This window comes from Pseudomonas fluorescens, assembly GCF_902498195.1.
Lineage (GTDB): Bacteria > Pseudomonadota > Gammaproteobacteria > Pseudomonadales > Pseudomonadaceae > Aquipseudomonas > Aquipseudomonas fluorescens_BU.
Map to the genome: position 1 here is coordinate 668,439 of NZ_CABVIY010000004.1, position 17,932 is coordinate 686,370.

At 60.7% G+C, this 17,932-nt stretch carries 19 protein-coding genes; 8 read left to right on the forward strand and 11 right to left on the reverse strand.

Translation table 11 applies throughout. The features are described 5' to 3' along the window. Positions 1-60: 60 nt before the first annotated feature. A complete protein-coding gene (locus F8N66_RS18325; protein WP_150771517.1) occupies positions 61-1,392 on the forward strand; it encodes an MFS transporter in 1,332 nt (443 codons plus the stop codon). A gap of 216 nt (positions 1,393-1,608) precedes the next feature. On the opposite strand, the gene F8N66_RS18330 is transcribed toward F8N66_RS18325, so the two are convergent. Then, the gene (locus F8N66_RS18330; protein WP_150771518.1) at positions 1,609-3,252 is read right to left on the reverse strand and encodes an acetolactate synthase large subunit; all 1,644 of its coding nucleotides are present in this window, start codon (positions 3,250-3,252) and stop codon (positions 1,609-1,611) included. Positions 3,253-3,499: 247 nt separating this feature from the next. On the opposite strand from F8N66_RS18330, the gene F8N66_RS18335 reads away from it, so the two are divergent. Then, positions 3,500-3,958, forward strand: a complete 459-nt coding sequence (locus F8N66_RS18335) for a metallophosphoesterase family protein (RefSeq protein WP_150771519.1) — start codon at positions 3,500-3,502, stop codon at positions 3,956-3,958. A gap of 4 nt (positions 3,959-3,962) precedes the next feature. Here F8N66_RS18335 and F8N66_RS18340 read toward each other — a convergent pair whose 3' ends face one another. The 7 genes from F8N66_RS18340 to F8N66_RS18370 form a co-directional block, all read right to left on the reverse strand. Next, the gene (locus tag F8N66_RS18340) at positions 3,963-4,118 is read right to left on the reverse strand and encodes a hypothetical protein (RefSeq protein ID WP_191623026.1); all 156 of its coding nucleotides are present in this window, start codon (positions 4,116-4,118) and stop codon (positions 3,963-3,965) included. A gap of 269 nt (positions 4,119-4,387) precedes the next feature. Beyond that, positions 4,388-5,059 (reverse strand): class I SAM-dependent methyltransferase, encoded by a 672-nt coding sequence (locus F8N66_RS18345; RefSeq protein WP_150771521.1) that lies wholly within the window; start codon positions 5,057-5,059, stop codon positions 4,388-4,390. 157 nt (positions 5,060-5,216) lie between these two features. Next, the gene (locus tag F8N66_RS18350) at positions 5,217-6,602 is read right to left on the reverse strand and encodes a purine-cytosine permease family protein (RefSeq protein ID WP_150771522.1); all 1,386 of its coding nucleotides are present in this window, start codon (positions 6,600-6,602) and stop codon (positions 5,217-5,219) included. Positions 6,603-6,607: 5 nt separating this feature from the next. Beyond that, positions 6,608-7,285: a cysteine hydrolase family protein gene (locus tag F8N66_RS18355; protein WP_150771523.1), complete on the reverse strand. Its 678-nt coding sequence runs from the start codon at positions 7,283-7,285 to the stop codon at positions 6,608-6,610. A gap of 132 nt (positions 7,286-7,417) precedes the next feature. Then, positions 7,418-7,573 (reverse strand): hypothetical protein, encoded by a 156-nt coding sequence (locus F8N66_RS31520; protein ID WP_191623018.1) that lies wholly within the window; start codon positions 7,571-7,573, stop codon positions 7,418-7,420. Positions 7,574-7,690: 117 nt separating this feature from the next. Then, complete coding sequence (locus tag F8N66_RS18360; protein WP_150771524.1) at positions 7,691-8,734, reverse strand: LLM class flavin-dependent oxidoreductase; 1,044 nt, start codon at positions 8,732-8,734, stop codon at positions 7,691-7,693. Between the two features lie 223 nt (positions 8,735-8,957). Next, positions 8,958-9,443: a flavin reductase family protein gene (locus F8N66_RS18370; protein WP_150771526.1), complete on the reverse strand. Its 486-nt coding sequence runs from the start codon at positions 9,441-9,443 to the stop codon at positions 8,958-8,960. Positions 9,444-9,767: 324 nt separating this feature from the next. Between F8N66_RS18370 and F8N66_RS18375 the strand changes: the two genes are divergently transcribed. From F8N66_RS18375 to F8N66_RS31835, 5 genes are all read left to right on the forward strand, one after another. Continuing rightward, on the forward strand, positions 9,768-11,174 hold the full coding sequence (locus tag F8N66_RS18375) for a purine-cytosine permease family protein (RefSeq protein ID WP_150771527.1): 1,407 nt from the start codon (positions 9,768-9,770) through the stop codon (positions 11,172-11,174). Positions 11,175-11,564: 390 nt separating this feature from the next. Continuing rightward, a complete protein-coding gene (locus tag F8N66_RS18385; protein WP_150771529.1) occupies positions 11,565-12,854 on the forward strand; it encodes an NAD(P)/FAD-dependent oxidoreductase in 1,290 nt (429 codons plus the stop codon). A 25-nt stretch (positions 12,855-12,879) separates the two neighbouring features. After that, positions 12,880-13,434 (forward strand): helix-turn-helix domain-containing protein, encoded by a 555-nt coding sequence (locus tag F8N66_RS18390; protein WP_150771530.1) that lies wholly within the window; start codon positions 12,880-12,882, stop codon positions 13,432-13,434. Between the two features lie 23 nt (positions 13,435-13,457). Next, the gene (locus F8N66_RS18395) at positions 13,458-14,804 is read left to right on the forward strand and encodes a glutamine synthetase family protein (protein ID WP_150771531.1); all 1,347 of its coding nucleotides are present in this window, start codon (positions 13,458-13,460) and stop codon (positions 14,802-14,804) included. Between the two features lie 471 nt (positions 14,805-15,275). Then, positions 15,276-15,785: a hypothetical protein gene (locus F8N66_RS31835; RefSeq protein ID WP_224790498.1), complete on the forward strand. Its 510-nt coding sequence runs from the start codon at positions 15,276-15,278 to the stop codon at positions 15,783-15,785. Positions 15,786-15,909: 124 nt separating this feature from the next. Here the strand turns inward: F8N66_RS31835 and F8N66_RS18405 are convergent, their stop codons facing one another. Both F8N66_RS18405 and F8N66_RS31530 read right to left on the reverse strand, forming a co-directional pair. After that, a complete protein-coding gene (locus tag F8N66_RS18405) occupies positions 15,910-16,497 on the reverse strand; it encodes a helix-turn-helix domain-containing protein (protein ID WP_191623023.1) in 588 nt (195 codons plus the stop codon). Positions 16,498-16,550: 53 nt separating this feature from the next. Further along, positions 16,551-16,712 (reverse strand): hypothetical protein, encoded by a 162-nt coding sequence (locus F8N66_RS31530; protein ID WP_191623020.1) that lies wholly within the window; start codon positions 16,710-16,712, stop codon positions 16,551-16,553. Positions 16,713-16,955: 243 nt separating this feature from the next. On the opposite strand from F8N66_RS31530, the gene F8N66_RS18410 reads away from it, so the two are divergent. Continuing rightward, entirely contained in the window at positions 16,956-17,171 is a 216-nt protein-coding gene (locus F8N66_RS18410; RefSeq protein ID WP_007904463.1) for a TOBE domain-containing protein, read from the forward strand. A 120-nt stretch (positions 17,172-17,291) separates the two neighbouring features. Here the strand turns inward: F8N66_RS18410 and F8N66_RS18420 are convergent, their stop codons facing one another. Further along, entirely contained in the window at positions 17,292-17,924 is a 633-nt protein-coding gene (locus F8N66_RS18420) for a response regulator (RefSeq protein WP_150771533.1), read from the reverse strand. Positions 17,925-17,932 lie beyond the last annotated feature (8 nt).

Here is a 17,932-nt window from a genome sequence, read left to right on the forward strand (position 1 = left end):
CCGGCTTGCGTTGGCGCCGGAACCAATGATCTCCAACAAATACAATTACGGAGAAATGAGATGGCTACTGCAATTCATAGCGTTGCGGCTGATCCTGCCGGCATTGACGAACTCCTGCTTTATCGTCGAATCGCCTGGCGCATCCTTCCGCTGACCATTGTGTGTTTCCTGTTTTCCTACTTCGACCGGATCAACATCAGTTTTGCCAAGACCCAGATGCAGGCCGAACTGGGACTGTCCGATGCCGCCTATGGTTTTGCGGCCAGCATTTTCTTCTTTGGCTACGTGCTGTTCGAAGTGCCCAGCAGTTATGGCTTGAAGCGCTACGGAGCGCCCAGCTGGATTTGCCGGATCATGGTGTCCTGGGGATTGGCCACCGCAGCCCTGGTCTTCGCCTACAACGAATACACCCTGTACTTCCTGCGTTTCCTGATCGGTGTGATGGAAGCCGGCTTCGGGCCCGCGCTCTTGTTCTACCTTGCCTGCTGGTTTCCGAAAAAGAACCTGGCGAGCATGAACGGCATCTGGTTCCTTTCGATCCCGCTGGCCGGCGTCCTCGGCGCGCCGGTGTCGGGGATGATCCTCGAATACATGAACGGCTTCCTCGGTCTTGCCGGCTGGCACTGGCTGTTCGTCTTGTCCGGACTGCCTTGCAGCCTCCTGGGCATTATCGTGTTGTACAAACTTGATCGTGATATCCAGTCCGCCAAGTGGCTCACCCAGGATGAAAAGGAGGTGCTCCAGCGCAACCTGGATAACGACAGGAAAGCGTCCAACCCGATTCACGCCTCGCTGTTCAAGGTTATTTTCACGCGGCAGGTGGCGGTGCTGTCGGTGATCTATTTCATGATCAAGCTGACGGGGTATGGCCTCAACTTCTGGATGCCCCACCTGATCAGTGCGTCGGGGATCAAAAGTGAGTTGACGGTGGGCTTCCTGACTGCGCTGCCGTACCTGGTGGCGGCCATCGGCATGATTATCGTCACTCGGCGTTCGGACGCGACCGGCGAACGCCGCAAGTATCTGTGGATGTGCATGATGGTGGGCGGGGCAGGGTACTTTGCCGCGTGCTACTTCAACGATCACTACATCCTGCTGACGTCATTCCTGGTGCTGGCCACTGCCGGCGTCTTCATTGCCATTCCGATTTTCTGGACGATACCTCAGCAAGCCTTCACCGGCCTTGCCATCGCGGGCGGGATCGCGGCGGTGAACACGGTGGGACAGCTGAGCGGCATGGTCGCGCCCCTGCTGGTCGGTTATATCAACGACGTGAGCGGTAACACCTACATGGGAATGCTGGCGCTGGCGCCGTTCTGTCTCTTGTGCGCCGGTTTGATCTACTGGGGCCTGCCGGATGATCGAGCCGCGGCGAAGCGTGTCGCGGCCTAGGACAACGACTCGACAGGCATCAGGCGCCCTCACAACATCGAATAATTTCCTTTGTGATCAACCTTGTATGCCAGATTGCACAGTCCGCGAAGATGCCACCCGCACAATTGATCGCCGAACTGCTGAAAGAGCGGCAATAACCCGGTCGCATGGCTGGCTGACGCTGGCGGTACCTCACTGCGGTACCGCCATCGGGGCGAAGCGAATGTCGCTGTATCAGACCAGGGCACTTCTTCGCTTGATCTCGCTGTTGAGAATGAAATCGTTCTCCGAATAGTCCACGGGGCAATCGATCACGTGCACGCCCGGTTCGCTGATGCAGCGTTGCAACAGCGGCAGGAAACCTTCGGCGCTTTCCACGCGATGGCCCTTGGCGCCATAGCTCTGGGCGTACATGACGAAATCCGGGTTGCCGTAGTCCAGGCCGAAATCGGTGAAGCCCATGTTGGACTGTTTCCAGCGGATCATGCCGTAGCCGTCATCGCGCAGGATGATCACCGTCAGGTTCATCTTCAGGCGTACGGCGGTTTCCAGTTCCTGGCTGTTCATCATGAAGCCACCGTCGCCGCAGACCGCCACCACCGGACGGTCCGGGTGCACCAGGTGCGCGGCCATGGCCGACGGCAGGCCGGCGCCCATGGTCGCCAGGGCGTTGTCGAGCAACACGGTGTTGGGTTTGTGGGCCTTGTAGTTGCGCGCGAACCAGATTTTGTAAATGCCGTTGTCCAGGGCCACGATGCCTTCGGAGGGCAAGGCCCGGCGCACATCGGCGACCAGACGCTGCGGGTAGATCGGGAAGCGGTTGTCGTCCGCGCCCTCGATGATTTGCGCTTCGTTGGCTTCGCGGATGGCCATCAGGCGACTGAAGTCCCAATGTGGCTGGACTTCCAGCGCCTGGCCGATCTGCCACACGGCGTTGGCGATGTCACCCACCACTTCGATTTGCGGGAAGTACACCGGGTCGACCTCGGCGGAACGGAAGTTGATGTGGATCACTTCGGTACCGCCACGGACCATGAAGAAGGGTGGTTTTTCGATGACATCGTGGCCAATGTTGACGATCAGGTCCGCGGCCTCGACGGCGCGGTGCACGAAATCGCCGGCGGACAGGGCGGCGTTGCCGAGGAAGCGCGGGTGGCGCTCGTCGACCACACCCTTGCCCATTTGCGTGGTGACAAAGGGAATGCCGGTGTTGTCGATCAGTGGCTTGAGCACCTTGCAGGTCATCTTGCGATTGGCGCCGGCACCGATCACCAGGATCGGGCTGCGGGCGGCCTTGAGCTTTTCGACGGCGCCGTCGATGGACTTGTGCTCGGCCAGGGGCCGACGGACCAGGCTCGGCGAGATGGGCAGGCTATCGGTCTGCTCGGCGGCGATGTCTTCCGGCAGCTCCAGATGCACCGCGCCGGGCTTTTCTTCCTCGGCCAGGCGAAACGCCTCGCGAACCCGCGAAGGGATGTTGTCCGCCGAGGCGAGCTGATGGGTGTATTTGGTCAGCGGCTGCATCATGCCGACCACGTCGAGGATCTGGAAGCGGCCCTGCTTGGACTTCTTGATCGGTTTTTGGCCGGTGATCATCAGCATCGGCATGCCGCCCAGGTAGGCGTAGGCGCCGGCGGTGACCAGGTTGGTGGCCCCCGGACCGAGGGTCGACAGGCTAACGCCGGTCTTGCCGGTCAGGCGGCCGTAAGTCGCGGCCATGAAGCCGGCAGACTGTTCATGGCGAGTCAGCACCAGCTTGATGGCGGACTTGCGCAGGGACTCCAGCAGGTCGAGGTTTTCTTCACCGGGAATGCCGAACACATACTCGACCCCTTCGTTTTCCAGGCATTGCACAACGACATCGGCGGCCTTGGCCATTTTATTCACCTCGCAAACAGGGTGGGTTTGAGTGCCCTGCAGGCGAACCACGCTCAGGGTTAAATCCACCCGAAGCTTCAGCGCCGGCATCGAAAGGGCGTACAACCTCCAGCAACCTTCGGCGGTGACTGTAGGCCTCTGGTGCAGCGCACGCACGTCGGCCAGACGAATGACGGGAGCAAGACCCGGGCGGTGCCGCGTACCCTATGCTTGGAATTCACCCTCCAGGTTCCTGTGCGAGGTGTACATGAAAGTCGGCGTGATCTCCGATACCCATGGCTTGCTTCGCCCGCAAGCCCTGGCCGCGTTGCAGGGCTGTGACCGGATCCTCCACGCCGGCGACATCGGCAAACCGCACATCCTTGAGCAACTGGCAGCCTTGGCGCCATTGCATGTCGTGCGCGGGAACAATGATCTTAATGCGCCGTGGGCAGAAGAACTCACTGACCACCTGAGTTTCGACCTCGACGGCTGGCAGGTCCTGCTGGTCCATGACCTGGCGGATGTCCCTGCCGTGCTGGAGGCCGGCACAAGGCTGGTGATCACCGGCCATTCGCACAAGCCCTGTATCGAATGGCGCGGTGACCGGCTCTATCTCAACCCCGGCAGTGCGGGGCCGCGGCGCTTCAAGTTGCCGGTGACGCTGGCGTTGCTCGATGTGCAGGACGATTCAATCGAACCCCGGCTGATTTCCTTGCTGGATTGACGTCTTACCCAAGGCCTGTGATCGATCCGGCCTGCTCGGCGAGCAGCACCAGGGCGATGACGATCATCGCCGCTGCGGAAAGCCGACTGACCCGGCGGGCGGCTACCGGTCGGGTTTGCAACACGACCTGCGAGCCAAATCCGACCAGCAGATAGATCACCCCACAATTGTGAGGGGCGTACACCTCAACAGCCAAGGCAATAGCGAGGCGGCCTTAAAGCCGACCTGCTTTCACGGATGTACGCGTCCCACTGTAGGAGCGAGCCCTGCTCGCGATGGAGGTCCAGACACCGCGTTCATTCAGACAGCCAGCGTTATCGTTGACGTCCATCGCGAGCAGGGCTCGCTCCTACAGGGGGGGGGGCGGGGCACCAGCCAAAGTCAGGTCGGCTGTCAGGCCGCCTCGGTTTAGCCGCGCTGGGCCGCCATTTACCCACGCGGCTCGGCCACCAGCAGCAACGACTGCGGTACTGGGCTTTGCGGGTGCTGCGGCTCTTGCAGGTCGACCAGCCGCAGGCCGGCCATGTCCAGCGCCCTGATCCAGCTGGACAAGGTGCGCAAATACCACGGCATGGGTTGCCATTGCCCCTTGAAGCCGGCAAAGGTTTCTTCGCGCCAGCCGTCCTGATAGTCGCCTGCCGCCGCCGTCCACGGATGCAGCGTCTGGATCACCAGCGCGCCACCCGGGACGAGCAGGGCGGTCATGGCGGCGAGCAGCCCGATGATGTCCTGATGCAACAGGGCAAAATTGGCGCAGATCAGGTCGTAGTCTCTGCCGATGTCCACCTGGGCGTCCGCCAGCGCTTCATAGCTCGCCAGATGTACCGTTGGCGAGCCGGCCGCCCGCGCCGCTTCGACCAGCGTCGCATCGCCGTCCACCCCGACCGCGTCGATGCCCCGTTCGGCCAGGGCACGCAACAGCCAGCCTTCGCCGCAGCCCAGGTCGAGCACGCGCTCGGGCTGGCGGCCCTGCACCGCCAGCAGGATGGCCTGGTCGGTGACCTTCAGGCGACTTTCGATAGCGCCGCCGCGCACGGCTTCGATCCAGGGGCGGGCGTTGTGGTGCCAGCTTTGCAGCAGGCTGGATTCGGGGGCGGGCATAGGGGGGACCGATGGCGTGGTTTACGAGAAAGGATAGGACAAATGCGGGTCGAATGAAGCGTGGCCGTGTTGGCTGCACGGTTCGTTCGTTGTCCGATTTTGTCCCATCCGTTTGCTCGCGAAACGCCAATGAACGCGTTCTTTCAGGTAGTTCGCGTCATCGTTCACGTCCATCGCGAGCCAGCATCGCGCCTGCACGGGCCGGGTCGCGCATGGCGCGTTTCATCAGCCCGTAATACGTCAGCGCCGGCACCACCAGCCCCACCAGCCAGGCCAGGTCTACACCTGCCAATGCCGTGGCAACCGGTCCGACATAGAGCGTGGTGTTCATGAACGGCACTTCCAGGGCGATCGCCAGGGCGAAACTGCCGCAGGCGATCCAGTTGATCCGGCCATACATCCCGTTGAGGTCGAAGATGTCACCGATCCGGTACTGGCCTTTGCGCAGGCAGTAGTAGTCCACCAGATTGATCGCCGTCCAGGGGATGAGGAAGTAACTCATGAAGAAGATGAAGTTGAGGAAAAAGCTGATGAAATCGTCCTGGCTGATGGTGCACAGCGCCGTCGCCAGCAGGCTGATCAGCAACATGAACACACCGCGCACCCGGGGCGTCACCTTGAGGCGGGCGAAGGGCTCGATCACCGTGATGGTCGACATGAAGGCGCCGTACAGGTTGAAGACATTGATCGATACCTGGCCGTAGACGATGAAGGCGAACAGCACCAGCGCGCCGCCGCCGAACAGCCCGGCGACATGGCCGCCGACGTTGCTGGAAAAGTCACCGATGCCCACGCTCAGGATCGCGCCGAGGATCATCATCCAGGCACCCCCGCTGACCGTGCCGGCATAGCTGTACCAGAACACCTGGGCCGTCGGCGTGTCGCTGGGCAGGTAGCGCGAATAGTCGGCGACATAGGGCGCATAGGACAGCTGCCAGGTCACGGCAATGCTCACCGCCACGAGGAATTTCGACAGCGAGAAGCCCGTTGGCAGCCATTGTTCGGCGGCAATCGGCAGCTGCAGGGCGAGCAGCGTAGCGGCGGCAAACACCAGCAGCGAGAGGATCGACAGCAGTTTCTGCAAGCGGTGGATCAGCCGGTAGCCGTAGAGCGCGACGACGAAACACAGGGCGCCGATCAGGTAGATGTTGCCGCTGGCCGGCAACGGGCTGACCGAGGCCAAAGCCTGGGCGGCGAGCAAGGTGTTGCTGACGAAGAACCCCAGGTAAATCAGCATCACGAACAGCAGTGGCAGCACCGCGCCGAGCACGCCGAACTGGGCGCGGCTCTGGATCATCTGCGGGATGCCCAGTTTCGGCCCCTGGGCGGAATGGGACGCCATGAAAATCGCCCCCACCAGCGAGCCGATGAGGATGGCCAGGGCACTCCAGAACAGGTTGAGCCCCATCACCACCGGCAACACGCCGGAGGCAATGGTGGTGATGTTCATGTTCGCGCCGAACCAGATGTAGAACAGCGAAGCGGGGCGACCATGGCGCTCGGCTTCGGGGATGAAATCGATGCTTCTTTTTTCGACGTGCATGGCGATCACTCCTGAGCCTGGACGAGGTGGGCTTGCAGACGGGCGATGGTGCCTGGCAGCTGATGAGGCTGGTGGGCGAACATGTCCGGCTGCCCGGGGCTCAGGCTGTGGTAGTCGCGCTGTTGCAGGGCAAGCTGGCACTGGCTTGTGGTCAGCATTTCCAGGGAGTAGACCCAGTTGGCCATGATCAGCAGGGCCGAATAGTGCCCGGCCAGGGTGGTCGTGGTGCAGGCGTCGGTGACCAGGCGAATGCGGTAGCCCAGGGCGAAGGCATCGAACACCGTGCTCAGCACACAGACATCGGTCAGCACGCCGCTGACAATCAGCGTGTCAACCGCCAGCGCCCTGAGCCGGGTATCGAGGTCGGTGCGGTGGAAGGCGCTGTAGCGGCCTTTGTCGATCACCGGTTCATGGGGCAGCGGTGTCAGGGTGTCGATGATTTCAACCTGGCGCGTGCCGGCGCGATAGCTGCTCGGGCCACCGTCGCCGGAGAGTGGTTCACCGACCGGCAGGTCGCTGCCATCCGCTTGATTGATGTGGCGGGTGAAGAGAATGGGGACCCGTTGCTGGCGGGCGGATTCGAGCAGGTCGGCCGCATGGGCCACCACCGTGTCGAAGTGTTCCAGGACGAAGCCGTCCTCCTGTTGCATGTCGATGATCAACAGCGCGTTTTTATTGTTCATGGAGCAAACCTGATCATGGGCCGGACGCTGTCGCATCCTGCCTGCCCGATAAATCTCGGGCCGAAGCACAATGCACCGCACACAGGGGACAATCGCCTGATGTGGGGTACGTGGATTCCTGTTCGGGGTTGTTCAGTGAACTATTTGCCAGAAGCCGTTCTGCTTGGCCGAAACGCTGGCGCGCAAACGCTTGAAATGCAGGTGAGAGGCCGTCCATTCGCCACGCAGGTACGCCTGCGCGGCGCCGCAGCAGAGGTCTGGTGACTGGGGACGACCATTATCGAACATGGGAATCGATCCTGTGTGGGAGCGGGCTTGCTCGCGAAGAGGGCAGATCATTCAACATTCATGGCGACTGCCCCGGCGCTTTCGCGAGCAAGCCCGCTCCCACAGGGGGCAACGCGTTTAGCGGAACGCTGGCACCACATGCTTGATGAACAGCGCCAGGGATTTTTTCTTTTCCGCGTGGGGCAAGCTGTTATCGCACCAGAAACTGAATTCGTCGACGCCCAGCTCCTGGTAATACTTGATGCGCGGAATGATTTCTTCCGGCGTGCCGATCATGGCGGTCTTGTGCAGGCTGTCCAGTTCGAACTCCGGGCGGCCGGCGAATTTTTCTTCCGGGCTCGGCGCCAGGAAGCCGTTGACCGGGGTTTGCTTGTTGCCAAACCAGGCGTCGAAAGTGCGGTAGAACTTCGAAATGGCCGTGGCCCCGACTTTCCAGCCTTCGGGGTCGTCAGCGGTGTGCACGTGGGTATGACGCAGCACCATCAGTTGCGGGCGCGGCACGTCCGGGTTGTTGTCCAGCGCGGCCTGGAATTTGTTCTTCAGGTCGAGGACTTCTTCGTCGCCTTTCATCAGCGGCGTGACCATCACGTTGCAGCCATTGGCCACGGCAAAGTTGTGCGAGTCCGGGTCGCGGGCGGCGATCCACATCGGCGGGTTCGGCTGCTGGATCGGCTTGGGCACGCTGGTGGAGGTCGGGAATTTCCAGATGTCGCCGTCGTGGGCGTAGTCGCCCTGCCACAGCGCGCGCACCACTGGCACCATTTCCCGCAGCGCCTGGCCGCCGCTCGACGCCGGCATGCCGCCGGCCATGCGGTCGAATTCCACCTGATACGCGCCCCGCGCCAGGCCGACTTCCATGCGGCCGTTGCTGATCACATCCAGCAGGGCGCATTCACCGGCCACCCGCAATGGGTGCCAGAACGGCGCGATGATGGTGCCGGCGCCCAGGTGGATGGTGGTGGTCTTGGCGGCCAGGTAGGCCAGCAGCGGCATCGGGCTTGGCGAGATGGTGTATTCCATGGCGTGGTGTTCACCGATCCATACAGTGCTGAAACCACCGGCCTCGGCCATCAGGGTCAGTTCGGTCAAGTCTTCGAACAACTGACGGTGGCTGACGCTTTCGTCCCAACGTTCCATGTGTACGAACAGGGAAAATTTCATGACGCTACCTCGGATCTTTTGTTGATGGCCGGTCGACTGCGGGCCTGTTAATTATTGGTATACCATAATACGAAATATCCGCAAATATTTCTCTTTGCCGGCGATCACTTGTGGGAGCGGGCTTGCTCGCGAAGGGGGTGTGTCACTCAACGAGGGTGGCGACTGATGGGCCGCTTTCGCGAGCAAGCCCGCTCCCACAAGGTATTGGGTGATAACAGAGTAATCACGCCAGGACGGGCAGCGCACCCATCTTGCCGTGGCAATACACCAGTGGCCCGGCGTTCTGCCGGGGCACGATCAGGTTCTTCACCGCGCCGACCATGATGGCGTGGTCGCCGCCTTCGTATTCGCGCCACAGTTCGCATTCGATCACCGCTGTGGCGTTGGCCAGGATCGGGTTGCCCAGTTCGCTCAAGGTCCATTTGATGCCTTGCGCCTTGTCCTTGCCTTTGCGCGCGAAGGCATAGGCTTCGCTCTGCTGACCGCCGGACAGCACGTGAATGGCAAAGCGCTTGTTCTTGATCAGGACCGGGTAGGAGTCGGAGCTGTAGTTGGGGCAGAACAACACCAGTGCCGGGTCCATGGACAACGAACTGAAGGCGCTGGCGGTCAGGCCGACGATTTGCCCGTCGTCATCGAGGGTGGTGATCACGGTCACGCCGGACGGGAACGAACCCATGACTTGTTTGTAGATGGCGGCATCGATCATTGGACTGTCCTCGGGTGGTGTGACGCGGTTTTTATGTGTTTGTAGGTCTGATGGTATACCGTAATACATAGTTTGCAAGGGCTTTTTCAGCGGGCCGATAAACGCACACCGCTGGTCTTTTACTCAGTGTTTACGGGGCTTTCAGCTAGGCGGGGGGCAAGGTCATCCGTCAGGATAGCGGATCAGAGGCGTGTCAAACGACCGGATCAGTCTTGTGAAAATGTTGGAATACCATAATATGGTCCGCATCTGAGGGGCTGCCGATGCGCACCCCCGGTTTGGCTTCATACAAAGATAAGAACAGACCAACTCGAGTTCATACCCATGTCCCAGATGTCCCGGCAAGATCCGTTGATCGAGAATCACACGGTCGACTACGTTCCACTCGCAGAGCGCCACGGGAAGGCCCGCGATCTTTTCACCCTGTGGTTCAGCACCAACATTGCGCCGCTGCCGATCGTGACAGGCGCGATGGTGGTCCAGGTGTTCCACCTCGACCTGTTCTGGGGGCTGCTGGCGATTGCGCTGGGGCATATGGCCGGTGGCCTGGTGATTGCCCTGGCATCGGCGCAGGGGCCGCGCATGGGGATTCCGCAAATGGTCCAGAGCCGCGGCCAGTTCGGGCGTTACGGGGCGCTGTTGATCGTGTTCTTCGCCGCGCTGATCTACATCGGCTTTTTCATCTCCAACATCGTGCTCGCCGGCAAATCGATCGTCGGCATTGCGCCGTCGGTGCCGGTGCCCGCCAGCATCCTGATCGGCGCCCTCAGTGCCACTGCCATCGGGGTGATCGGCTACCGCTTCATCCATACCCTCAATCGCATCGGCACCTGGGTCATGGGCAGCGCCTTGCTCGCCGGTTTCCTCTATATCTTCGCCCATGATCTGCCCGCGGACTTCTTCACGCGTGGGGGCTTCAACCTGTCCGGCTGGCTGGCCACGGTGTCCCTCGGGATCATCTGGCAGATCAGCTTCTCGCCTTATGTCTCGGACTATTCGCGCTACCTGCCGGCCGACATCGGCATCAGCCGTCCGTTCTTCGCCACTTACCTGGGCGCGACACTGGGCACCATCCTCTCGTTTACCTTCGGCGCGGTCGCGGTACTGGCGACTCCGGAAGGCACCGAAGCGATGGCGGCGGTCAAGCAATCCACCGGTTGGCTGGGGCCGATCCTGATGGTGCTGTTCCTGCTCAACATCATCAGCCACAACGCCTTGAATCTGTACGGCGCGGTGCTGTCGATCATCACCTCGATCCAGACCTTTGCCAGTCAGTGGACCCCGAGCATCAAGGTGCGCGTGGTGTTGTCGAGCGTGGTGCTGGCGGGCTGCTGCGTGGTCGCGCTGGGTGCCTCGGCGGACTTCATTTCGCAATTCATCGGGCTGATCCTGGCCTTGCTGCTGGTGCTGGTGCCGTGGGCGTCGATCAACCTGATCGATTTCTATGTGATCAAGCGTGGGTGCTATGACATCGCCTCGATCTTTCGTGCGGATGGCGGAATTTACGGGCGCTTCAATCTGCATGCGATCGTGGCGTATTTCATCGGGATTATCGTGCAACTTCCGTTTGCCAATACGTCGTTGTACGTGGGGCCGTATGCCAATCTGGTGGAAGGGGCGGATCTGTCGTGGCTGGTGGGGTTGGTGGTGACGTGTCCGCTCTATTATTGCCTGGCGACGCGGGGTCAGGCTCAGGCGCGAGGGGTGGGGCGGTTGGGGTATTTGGATTGATCTGATGGTGGTTGTCTGGGATGCCCGGCTTTTGGCCGGGCATTTTTTTTGGGTTCTTCACGGAGTTCCGGGAAACACAGAAACAAGAATGTCGACCTGATTGCGGCCCCGGGCGCGGATTCATGGTGGGAGCGGGCTTGCTCGCGAAGGGGCCGTTTCAGCCAATACATGTATCAACTGACACAACGCTTTCGCGAGCAAGCCCGCTCCCACAGGGGGGGCATGGGCAACTGCAAAATCAGGTCGGCTTTAAGACCGCCTCGCTTTGGCTTTCGATCTGGGCGTCCCGAATGGATATGTACACCCTCCGCGTATCAAAAAATTGCCCGCATGAAACTTATCGTGTATTTTTTCATGAAATTAAAACTATAAAATTTCACGGAGCCGGTAATGTTTCAGCAATCCACCCAACATGTCGCCAGCTACTACGCCCACACCTGCGCCGATCAGCTTAAACATCGTGCGCCCCTGGAGGGCGAGCAAAACACCGACGTGCTGATCATCGGCGCCGGCTTCAGTGGATTGCACACCGCCTTGCGCCTGGCCCTGGCCGGCAAGCGCGTGACCTTGCTGGAAGCCAGCCGCGTGGCCTGGGCCGCCTCGGGGCGTAATGGCGGGCAGGCCATTCTGGGCTGGTCTTGCGATATGCCGCCGCTGGAAGCCGCGCTGGGTTACGAGCGCGCGCGACGACTGTGGGAGGGCATGCGCTGGGCGGCGCGGGAGTTGCGTGAATTGCCGGCACGCCATGGGTTCGATTGCGACTACCGGCCCGGCCACCTGTGGACCTCGGTGATGCCACGACGGGTCAGCCTGCTGACCGAATGGCAGCACGAGGCCAGTCACAAGTGGGGTCACGATGGTTTGCAATTTATCGAGCGTCATCAGCTGCCCGAGTGGGTCGCCAGTGAGCGCTACCAGGCCGGCCTCTTCGACCCCGAAGGCGGGCACCTGAATCCGCTGAAACTGGCGCTGGGCCTGGCCGCCGCGATCGAGCGGGCTGGCGGCGTGATTCATGAACAAAGCAAGGCACTGAATTATCAAGAGCACGGCGATGGCTACGTGGTCACCACTGAGCGCGGCCGGATTCGCGCGGACGTGCTGGTGCTGGCCTGCAATGCCTATCTGGATCGTCTCGACCCGCAGCTCGCCAGTTGTGTGTTGCCCGTCGGCACTTATCAGGTGGCCACGGCGCCATTGTCGCAGGCGCAGGCGACGGCACTGCTGCCGGGCAATGTGTGCGTCACCGACAACCAGTTCGTGCTCGACTATTTCCGCCGCACCCCCGACAACCGGTTGCTGTTCGGCGGTGGCTGCACTTACCTGGGGGGCATGCCCAAGGACATCGCCGGCGCCACCCGGCCTTGCCTGGAGCGGGTTTTCCCGCAATTGAAGGGGGTCGGGCTGGAGTTCGCCTGGGGCGGCCATATCGACCTGACCCTCAAGCGCACGCCGGACATCGGCCGGCGCGGCGACCTGTACTGGTTGCAGGGTTACTCCGGGCACGGCGTGTTGCCGACCCTGGCCGGGGCGCGAGCGGTGTCCGATGCGATACTCGGTCAAACGGACGAGCTGGCCTTGTACCAGGGCCTGGCCAACGGCCGCTTTCCCGGCGGCCCCTACATGGCCGCTCCGCTGGAAGCCATCGGCAAAGCCTGGTACCGACTGCGCGACTGCATTTGATTTGGCCTTTTCTGGAAGCCTATAGATGGACATGCAAGAAGAGATTTCGGCGCTGGCGATCCTGATCCAGGACCTGCGCAAACACAAGAAGTACACCCTCAAGGACCTGGCGGACAAAATCGGCCGCTCCGTAGGGTTTCTGTCCCAGGTCGAGCGCGGGCTGTCCCGGCCGACGGTGGCGGACCTGACCGCCATCAGCGAAACCCTCGGTGTGCCGACCACCTATTTCTACAGCCTGCCCAAGCCCATGGCCTTGCCTTGGGTGACGCGGCCGGATGAGCGTCGCACGCTGTATTACGCCGACGGGATCACCGACATCCTGGTCTCGCCGAAAATGCGCGCGTCCTTCTCCATGCTCGAAAGCCAGTTGGAGCCCGGTGCCAGCAGCGGTGACCGGCACATGAAAGACAGCTCGGAGCAGGGCGGCTATGTGCTGGAAGGGCAGCTGACCCTGTGGCTGGACAATGACGAACCGGTGACCTTGCGGGCGGGCGACAGTTTCCAGCTGGCCAGCCATGCCCATTGCCGCTACGGCAATCTCTCGGACCAACTCACCCGCGTGCTTTGGGTTTACACCTGATAAAAACAACAAGGAACAAGATGATGGATGCTGTGTGCTCTGATCTGCTGGCCGAAGTGCGTGGGTTTCGCAAGCGCCACCCCGATGTGCGCTTTGTCGACCTGATTTCCCTGGACATCCCGGGGCATTTCTACGGCAAGCGCTACCCGATCGAGATGCTCGAAAAAGTCGCGGCCGGCAGCGCGCTCAAGTTGCCGCAGAACTGCGTGCTGCTCGGCACCCAGGGTGGGCTGTTCAAGATCGGCGATTACTGCTTCAACGACGGTGATCCGGATGCGCAACGGCGCCTGGTGCCCGGCACACTCAAATTGGTGAGCTGGGAACAGCAACCGCTGGGGCAGATGCTGATCACCTCCGACGGCACGGAAAAACCGATCGAGTTCGAGCCGCGCGAAGTGTTGGCGCAGGTGCTGGAGCGGCTGGGTCGCAAGGGTATTTTCCCGGTCGTGGCCTTCGAGCTGGAGTTCTATCTGTTCGACAGCCACTTGCGTGAGGGCTTGCCGCAGTTTGCCCGCGACCCGCTGACCGGCGACGCCGATGACCAGCCCAACATGCACATCGAACGGCTGTCGCGATTCGCCCCGGTGCTCGATGAAATGGTCGAGACCGCCCGGGCGCAGGGCGTCGATGCCACGGTGATCACCGCCGAATTGGGGCCCGGACAGTTCGAAATCAATTTCGGCCACCTCGATGACGGCTTGCGCGCGGCCGACTGGGCGGCATTGTTCTGCCGCAGCACCCGCGGCGTGGCGCTCAAGCACAACTACCGCGCCAGCTTCATGGCCAAGCCTTACTTGCAGCACCCCGGCAGCGGCATGCACGTGCATGTGAGCCTGTACGACAAGGCGGGCAACAATCTGCTGGCGGCGAACGGGCAGCAAGCGCTGCGCCACGCCGTGGCCGGTTGCCTGGACGTGTTGCCCCATTGCATGCCGGTCTTTGCCCCGAATCACAACGCCATGCGTCGCTTGAGCGGCACCGTGAACGTCGCCTCGCGCGCCAGTTGGGGCTTCGAAGACCGTGACGCCTGCCTGCGCGTGCCGGAGTCGGATGCGAAAAACCTGCGGATCGAACATCGCCTGGCCGGCGCCGATGCCAACCCCTATCTGGTGCTCGCCGCCATTCTGGTGGGCCTGGAGCAAGGCCTGGAGAACGGCCGCGAACCGATTGCGCCGCTCAATGATGACCGCGGCAGCGGCATCGACTTCCCGCTGGAAATGCTCGAAGCCGTGAAGGCCATGCAAACCTGCGCGCCCTTGCGCGAAGGCCTGGGGGCCGAGTTTGTCGATGTGTATTGCGAGAATAAACGCCAGGACCATTTGGCATTCATGCACGACATCAGTGCGCGGGAGTACCGTTGGTATCTGTAATTTCCGCCCACGACAGTTAAAGGCGTTTCGAGGTTAACCTTAAAAAATATCTGGATATATAAGGGTTTAGAGAATTTAGTAACTGGGCAGTTAATTAAAATATCTTGTTACAGTGCGAAATATTCCGTAATATTCGCCCCGCGTTCACCACCACGGTTTATGCATTTTTAAGTCCCGGGCGTCCATCAGCTGCCCGGGATTTTTTTTGTCTGTGATTTAGAACGAATATTTCCTTCAGTTATTTCAATAGGCCTGACCGGCATATCCATAACCGGCAAATCCTTGTCATGGCATCCGCGTTTTCCGTGATCGAAGCATTTTGTTCGTTACGGCGCAAATCCCCGTCCTGCCTGCATCATGAAAGCTGCCCCGGCATCGAATTCAGCTGTTCGACCGCCAGCTTGTTGCGCCTGTCCGATTGCCTAGAATCGGCCCCATCAGCTTCTAATCAATCCTTCAGGGACAAACGCCATGATGAACGCCATGCAGATGCAAATGCCGATGAACGCCAACATGCCAATGATGCCGATGATGGGCATGCCGATGATGATGGCGACCATGACCTGCGACATGATGGACGACGGCATGATGTGCACGATGATGCCGGCCGCTGGCATGGACATGGCCATGTTCAGGAACAGCGCCGAAATGATGCAGATGATGATGAACTGCGGCATGCCAATGATGATGCACTGCGGCAACATGAGCATGATGTGCATGTCCCAGGCGGCCATGGCCATGCCAATGATGAACATGATGGGGCCGATGCCGATGATGGGCATGCCGATGCCAATGATGAAGTGCGTGATGGAATGCACCGTCATGGCCGATTGCATGACGTGCAAGATCATGCCAATGGCCGGCATGAACATGGACATGATGAAAAACTGCTGCGCCCTGATGATGAAGATGATGAACGACTGCAGCATGCCGATGATGATGAGCTGCAACGGCATGCCGCTGATGTGCTGCACCTGCTGATCGCTGTACCTGTAGGAGCGAGCCTGCTCGCGATGGTCGTTAACGATAACGCGCACATCCTGGATGACGCGGTGTCTTTGAGTCCATCGCGAGCAGGCTCGCTCCTACAGTGTTTTGTGGGGTGTCAATCCAGGCGTTCGGGGTAGGTCACTACAAGATAAGCCACCGCTTCGCTGTCGGCAGGATTGCGATAGCGATGGGGCTGGTCGGCATAGAACAGGATCGAGTCACCAGTGGACAGCAGGTAGCGTTCATCGTTGACGCTGATTTCCAGCACACCCTGGGCTACCACCAGGTTTTCCTGGACACCGGGCCCATGGCCTTCAGAGTGATCTTCACCCAGGGGGCTGAGGCGCAACTCGTAAAATTCCGACTGGCGCGCCACATCAAAGGGGAACAACGCGCGGCTGACAAACGCGCCGTTGGCACTCACCAGGCGTTTGCTCTGGCTCGCCGACAACACCGCCACGCCTTCAAAGGCCCGATGCTCAAGAAACGCGGCCACTGAGATCTTCAAGCCCTTGGCAATTTTGCACAGCACCTTGATCGACGGCACGCTGCGTCCGGATTCGATCTGCGCCAGCATTGCCCGGCTCACGCCACACTGGCGCGCCAGCGCATCCAGGGACAAATGACGCTTGCTGCGCAGGCGCTGAAGATTTTGCGCCACCCGTTCGCAGTTGGCGTCTTCTTCCGGCTCCAGTTGATTCAACGCCAGCACGGGTTCATCGGCGCTCGCCAGAAAGCGCGAGGGTTCATTGATGTTCACGCGTGTCGGGTCTCGGTGGCCTTGGCGGCCTGTACCCACTGGAATGCCTGCAGGCCTGCGTTGCGTGCGTACATTTCCCACATGGCCCGTGCCCGTTGTTGAGCCTGTTTGCGTTTACGGTAGCTGGCGAAATCGATGAGATGGGCAGTGGCATTCATAGGGCACTTCACTGTGGTGGTGAATGACGGGATGAATGGAGAGTACGCCTGAACTTTTATAACGATAAATACTGATTTTTCATTTGTTAATTCGTTTTTGTTCTTATCGAGCCGCAAGCTTTGATATTTCCAAAAGGAATAAATAGATAATTATTTATTCCTTTTGTTGTGAGTAAAGGCAGTGCACCTTGAAGGCCTGCCATCCACTGCGGATGTGCTCGACATCAGACAGGAAGCCTCATCATGACCATCAAAGCGATCAACGTCCGTAACCAGTTCAAGGGCGTCATCAAGGAAATTCTGGAAGGCGAAGTGGTGTCGGAGATCGACGTGCAAACCGCTTCGGGCATTGTCACCTCGGTCATCACCACCCGTTCAGTGCGCGATCTTGAGTTGAAGGTCGGCAGCGAAGTCATTGCCTTCGTCAAATCCACCGAAGTCTCGATTGCCAAGCTCTGAGCGCATCCCGGTAGCAGCGCCGTACTGTGGGAGCGGGCTTGCTCGCGAAAGCGGTGTGTCAGTCAACAGGGATGCTGACTGATACACCGCTTTCGCGAGCAAGCCCGCTCCCACAGGGCGTTATCGGGAAATGATCCCGTGATCGATGGCGTACTTGACCAGCGCCGCCGGCTTGTCGATGTTGAGCTTGCGGCGGATGCTCAGGCGGTGGGTTTCCACCGTGCGCACGCTGATGTCCAGTTCCCGCGCCATCTCCTTGTTGTTCAGTCCCTGGGCCATTTTGTACAGCACCTGGCTTTCCCGGGGGGTCAGCTCGTTGTCGGTGCTTTTGTCGGCGATGAGCCGCTGGGCGATTTCCGCGCTGTAGAAGGTGCCGCCGCTGGCGATGGCTTCGATGGCCGCGATGATTTCCCGTGACGGCGCATTCTTGAGCACATAGCCGCTGGCACCGGAGCGCACCGATTCACTCACGTACTCGTAGTTGTCGTACATGCTCAGCACCAGCACCTTGAGCGAAGGATACCGGGCGCGCAGTACGCGGGTCAGTTCCAGGCCGTTCATGTCCCGCAGGCTGATGTCGACCAGCAGCAGGTCCGGCTGGCAGCGGCCGACCATCTCGATCGCCTCGGCACCGTTTTCGGCTTCGCCCACCACTTCCAGGGGGGCCATGACGCCCAGCAGCGCCTTGATCCCGTCGCGGACCAGGGAGTGATCGTCGACTAGGGCAACGCGGATCGGGGAGGGCAGGTTCATCGCAGCGT

What these genes read in the sequence shown, in the direction of transcription:
- F8N66_RS18355 (WP_150771523.1), bottom strand. Translation starts at nt 7,285, where the DNA reads ATGAACAATAAAAACGCGCTGTTGATCATCGACATGCAACAGGAGGAC.
- F8N66_RS18370 (WP_150771526.1), bottom strand. Translation starts at nt 9,443, where the DNA reads ATGATCGATGCCGCCATCTACAAACAAGTCATGGGTTCGTTCCCGTCC.
- F8N66_RS18420 (WP_150771533.1), bottom strand. Translation starts at nt 17,924, where the DNA reads ATGAACCTGCCCTCCCCGATCCGCGTTGCCCTAGTCGACGATCACTCC.
- F8N66_RS18325 (WP_150771517.1), top strand. Translation starts at nt 61, where the DNA reads ATGGCTACTGCAATTCATAGCGTTGCGGCTGATCCTGCCGGCATTGAC.
- F8N66_RS18330 (WP_150771518.1), bottom strand. Translation starts at nt 3,252, where the DNA reads ATGGCCAAGGCCGCCGATGTCGTTGTGCAATGCCTGGAAAACGAAGGG.
- F8N66_RS18345 (WP_150771521.1), bottom strand. Translation starts at nt 5,059, where the DNA reads ATGCCCGCCCCCGAATCCAGCCTGCTGCAAAGCTGGCACCACAACGCC.
- F8N66_RS31530 (WP_191623020.1), bottom strand. Translation starts at nt 16,712, where the DNA reads ATGAATGCCACTGCCCATCTCATCGATTTCGCCAGCTACCGTAAACGC.
- F8N66_RS18360 (WP_150771524.1), bottom strand. Translation starts at nt 8,734, where the DNA reads ATGAAATTTTCCCTGTTCGTACACATGGAACGTTGGGACGAAAGCGTC.
- F8N66_RS18410 (WP_007904463.1), top strand. Translation starts at nt 16,956, where the DNA reads ATGACCATCAAAGCGATCAACGTCCGTAACCAGTTCAAGGGCGTCATC.
- F8N66_RS31520 (WP_191623018.1), bottom strand. Translation starts at nt 7,573, where the DNA reads ATGTTCGATAATGGTCGTCCCCAGTCACCAGACCTCTGCTGCGGCGCC.
- F8N66_RS18395 (WP_150771531.1), top strand. Translation starts at nt 13,458, where the DNA reads ATGGATGCTGTGTGCTCTGATCTGCTGGCCGAAGTGCGTGGGTTTCGC.
- F8N66_RS18350 (WP_150771522.1), bottom strand. Translation starts at nt 6,602, where the DNA reads ATGCACGTCGAAAAAAGAAGCATCGATTTCATCCCCGAAGCCGAGCGC.
- F8N66_RS18335 (WP_150771519.1), top strand. Translation starts at nt 3,500, where the DNA reads ATGAAAGTCGGCGTGATCTCCGATACCCATGGCTTGCTTCGCCCGCAA.
- F8N66_RS18385 (WP_150771529.1), top strand. Translation starts at nt 11,565, where the DNA reads ATGTTTCAGCAATCCACCCAACATGTCGCCAGCTACTACGCCCACACC.
- F8N66_RS18390 (WP_150771530.1), top strand. Translation starts at nt 12,880, where the DNA reads ATGGACATGCAAGAAGAGATTTCGGCGCTGGCGATCCTGATCCAGGAC.
- F8N66_RS18375 (WP_150771527.1), top strand. Translation starts at nt 9,768, where the DNA reads ATGTCCCAGATGTCCCGGCAAGATCCGTTGATCGAGAATCACACGGTC.
- F8N66_RS31835 (WP_224790498.1), top strand. Translation starts at nt 15,276, where the DNA reads ATGATGAACGCCATGCAGATGCAAATGCCGATGAACGCCAACATGCCA.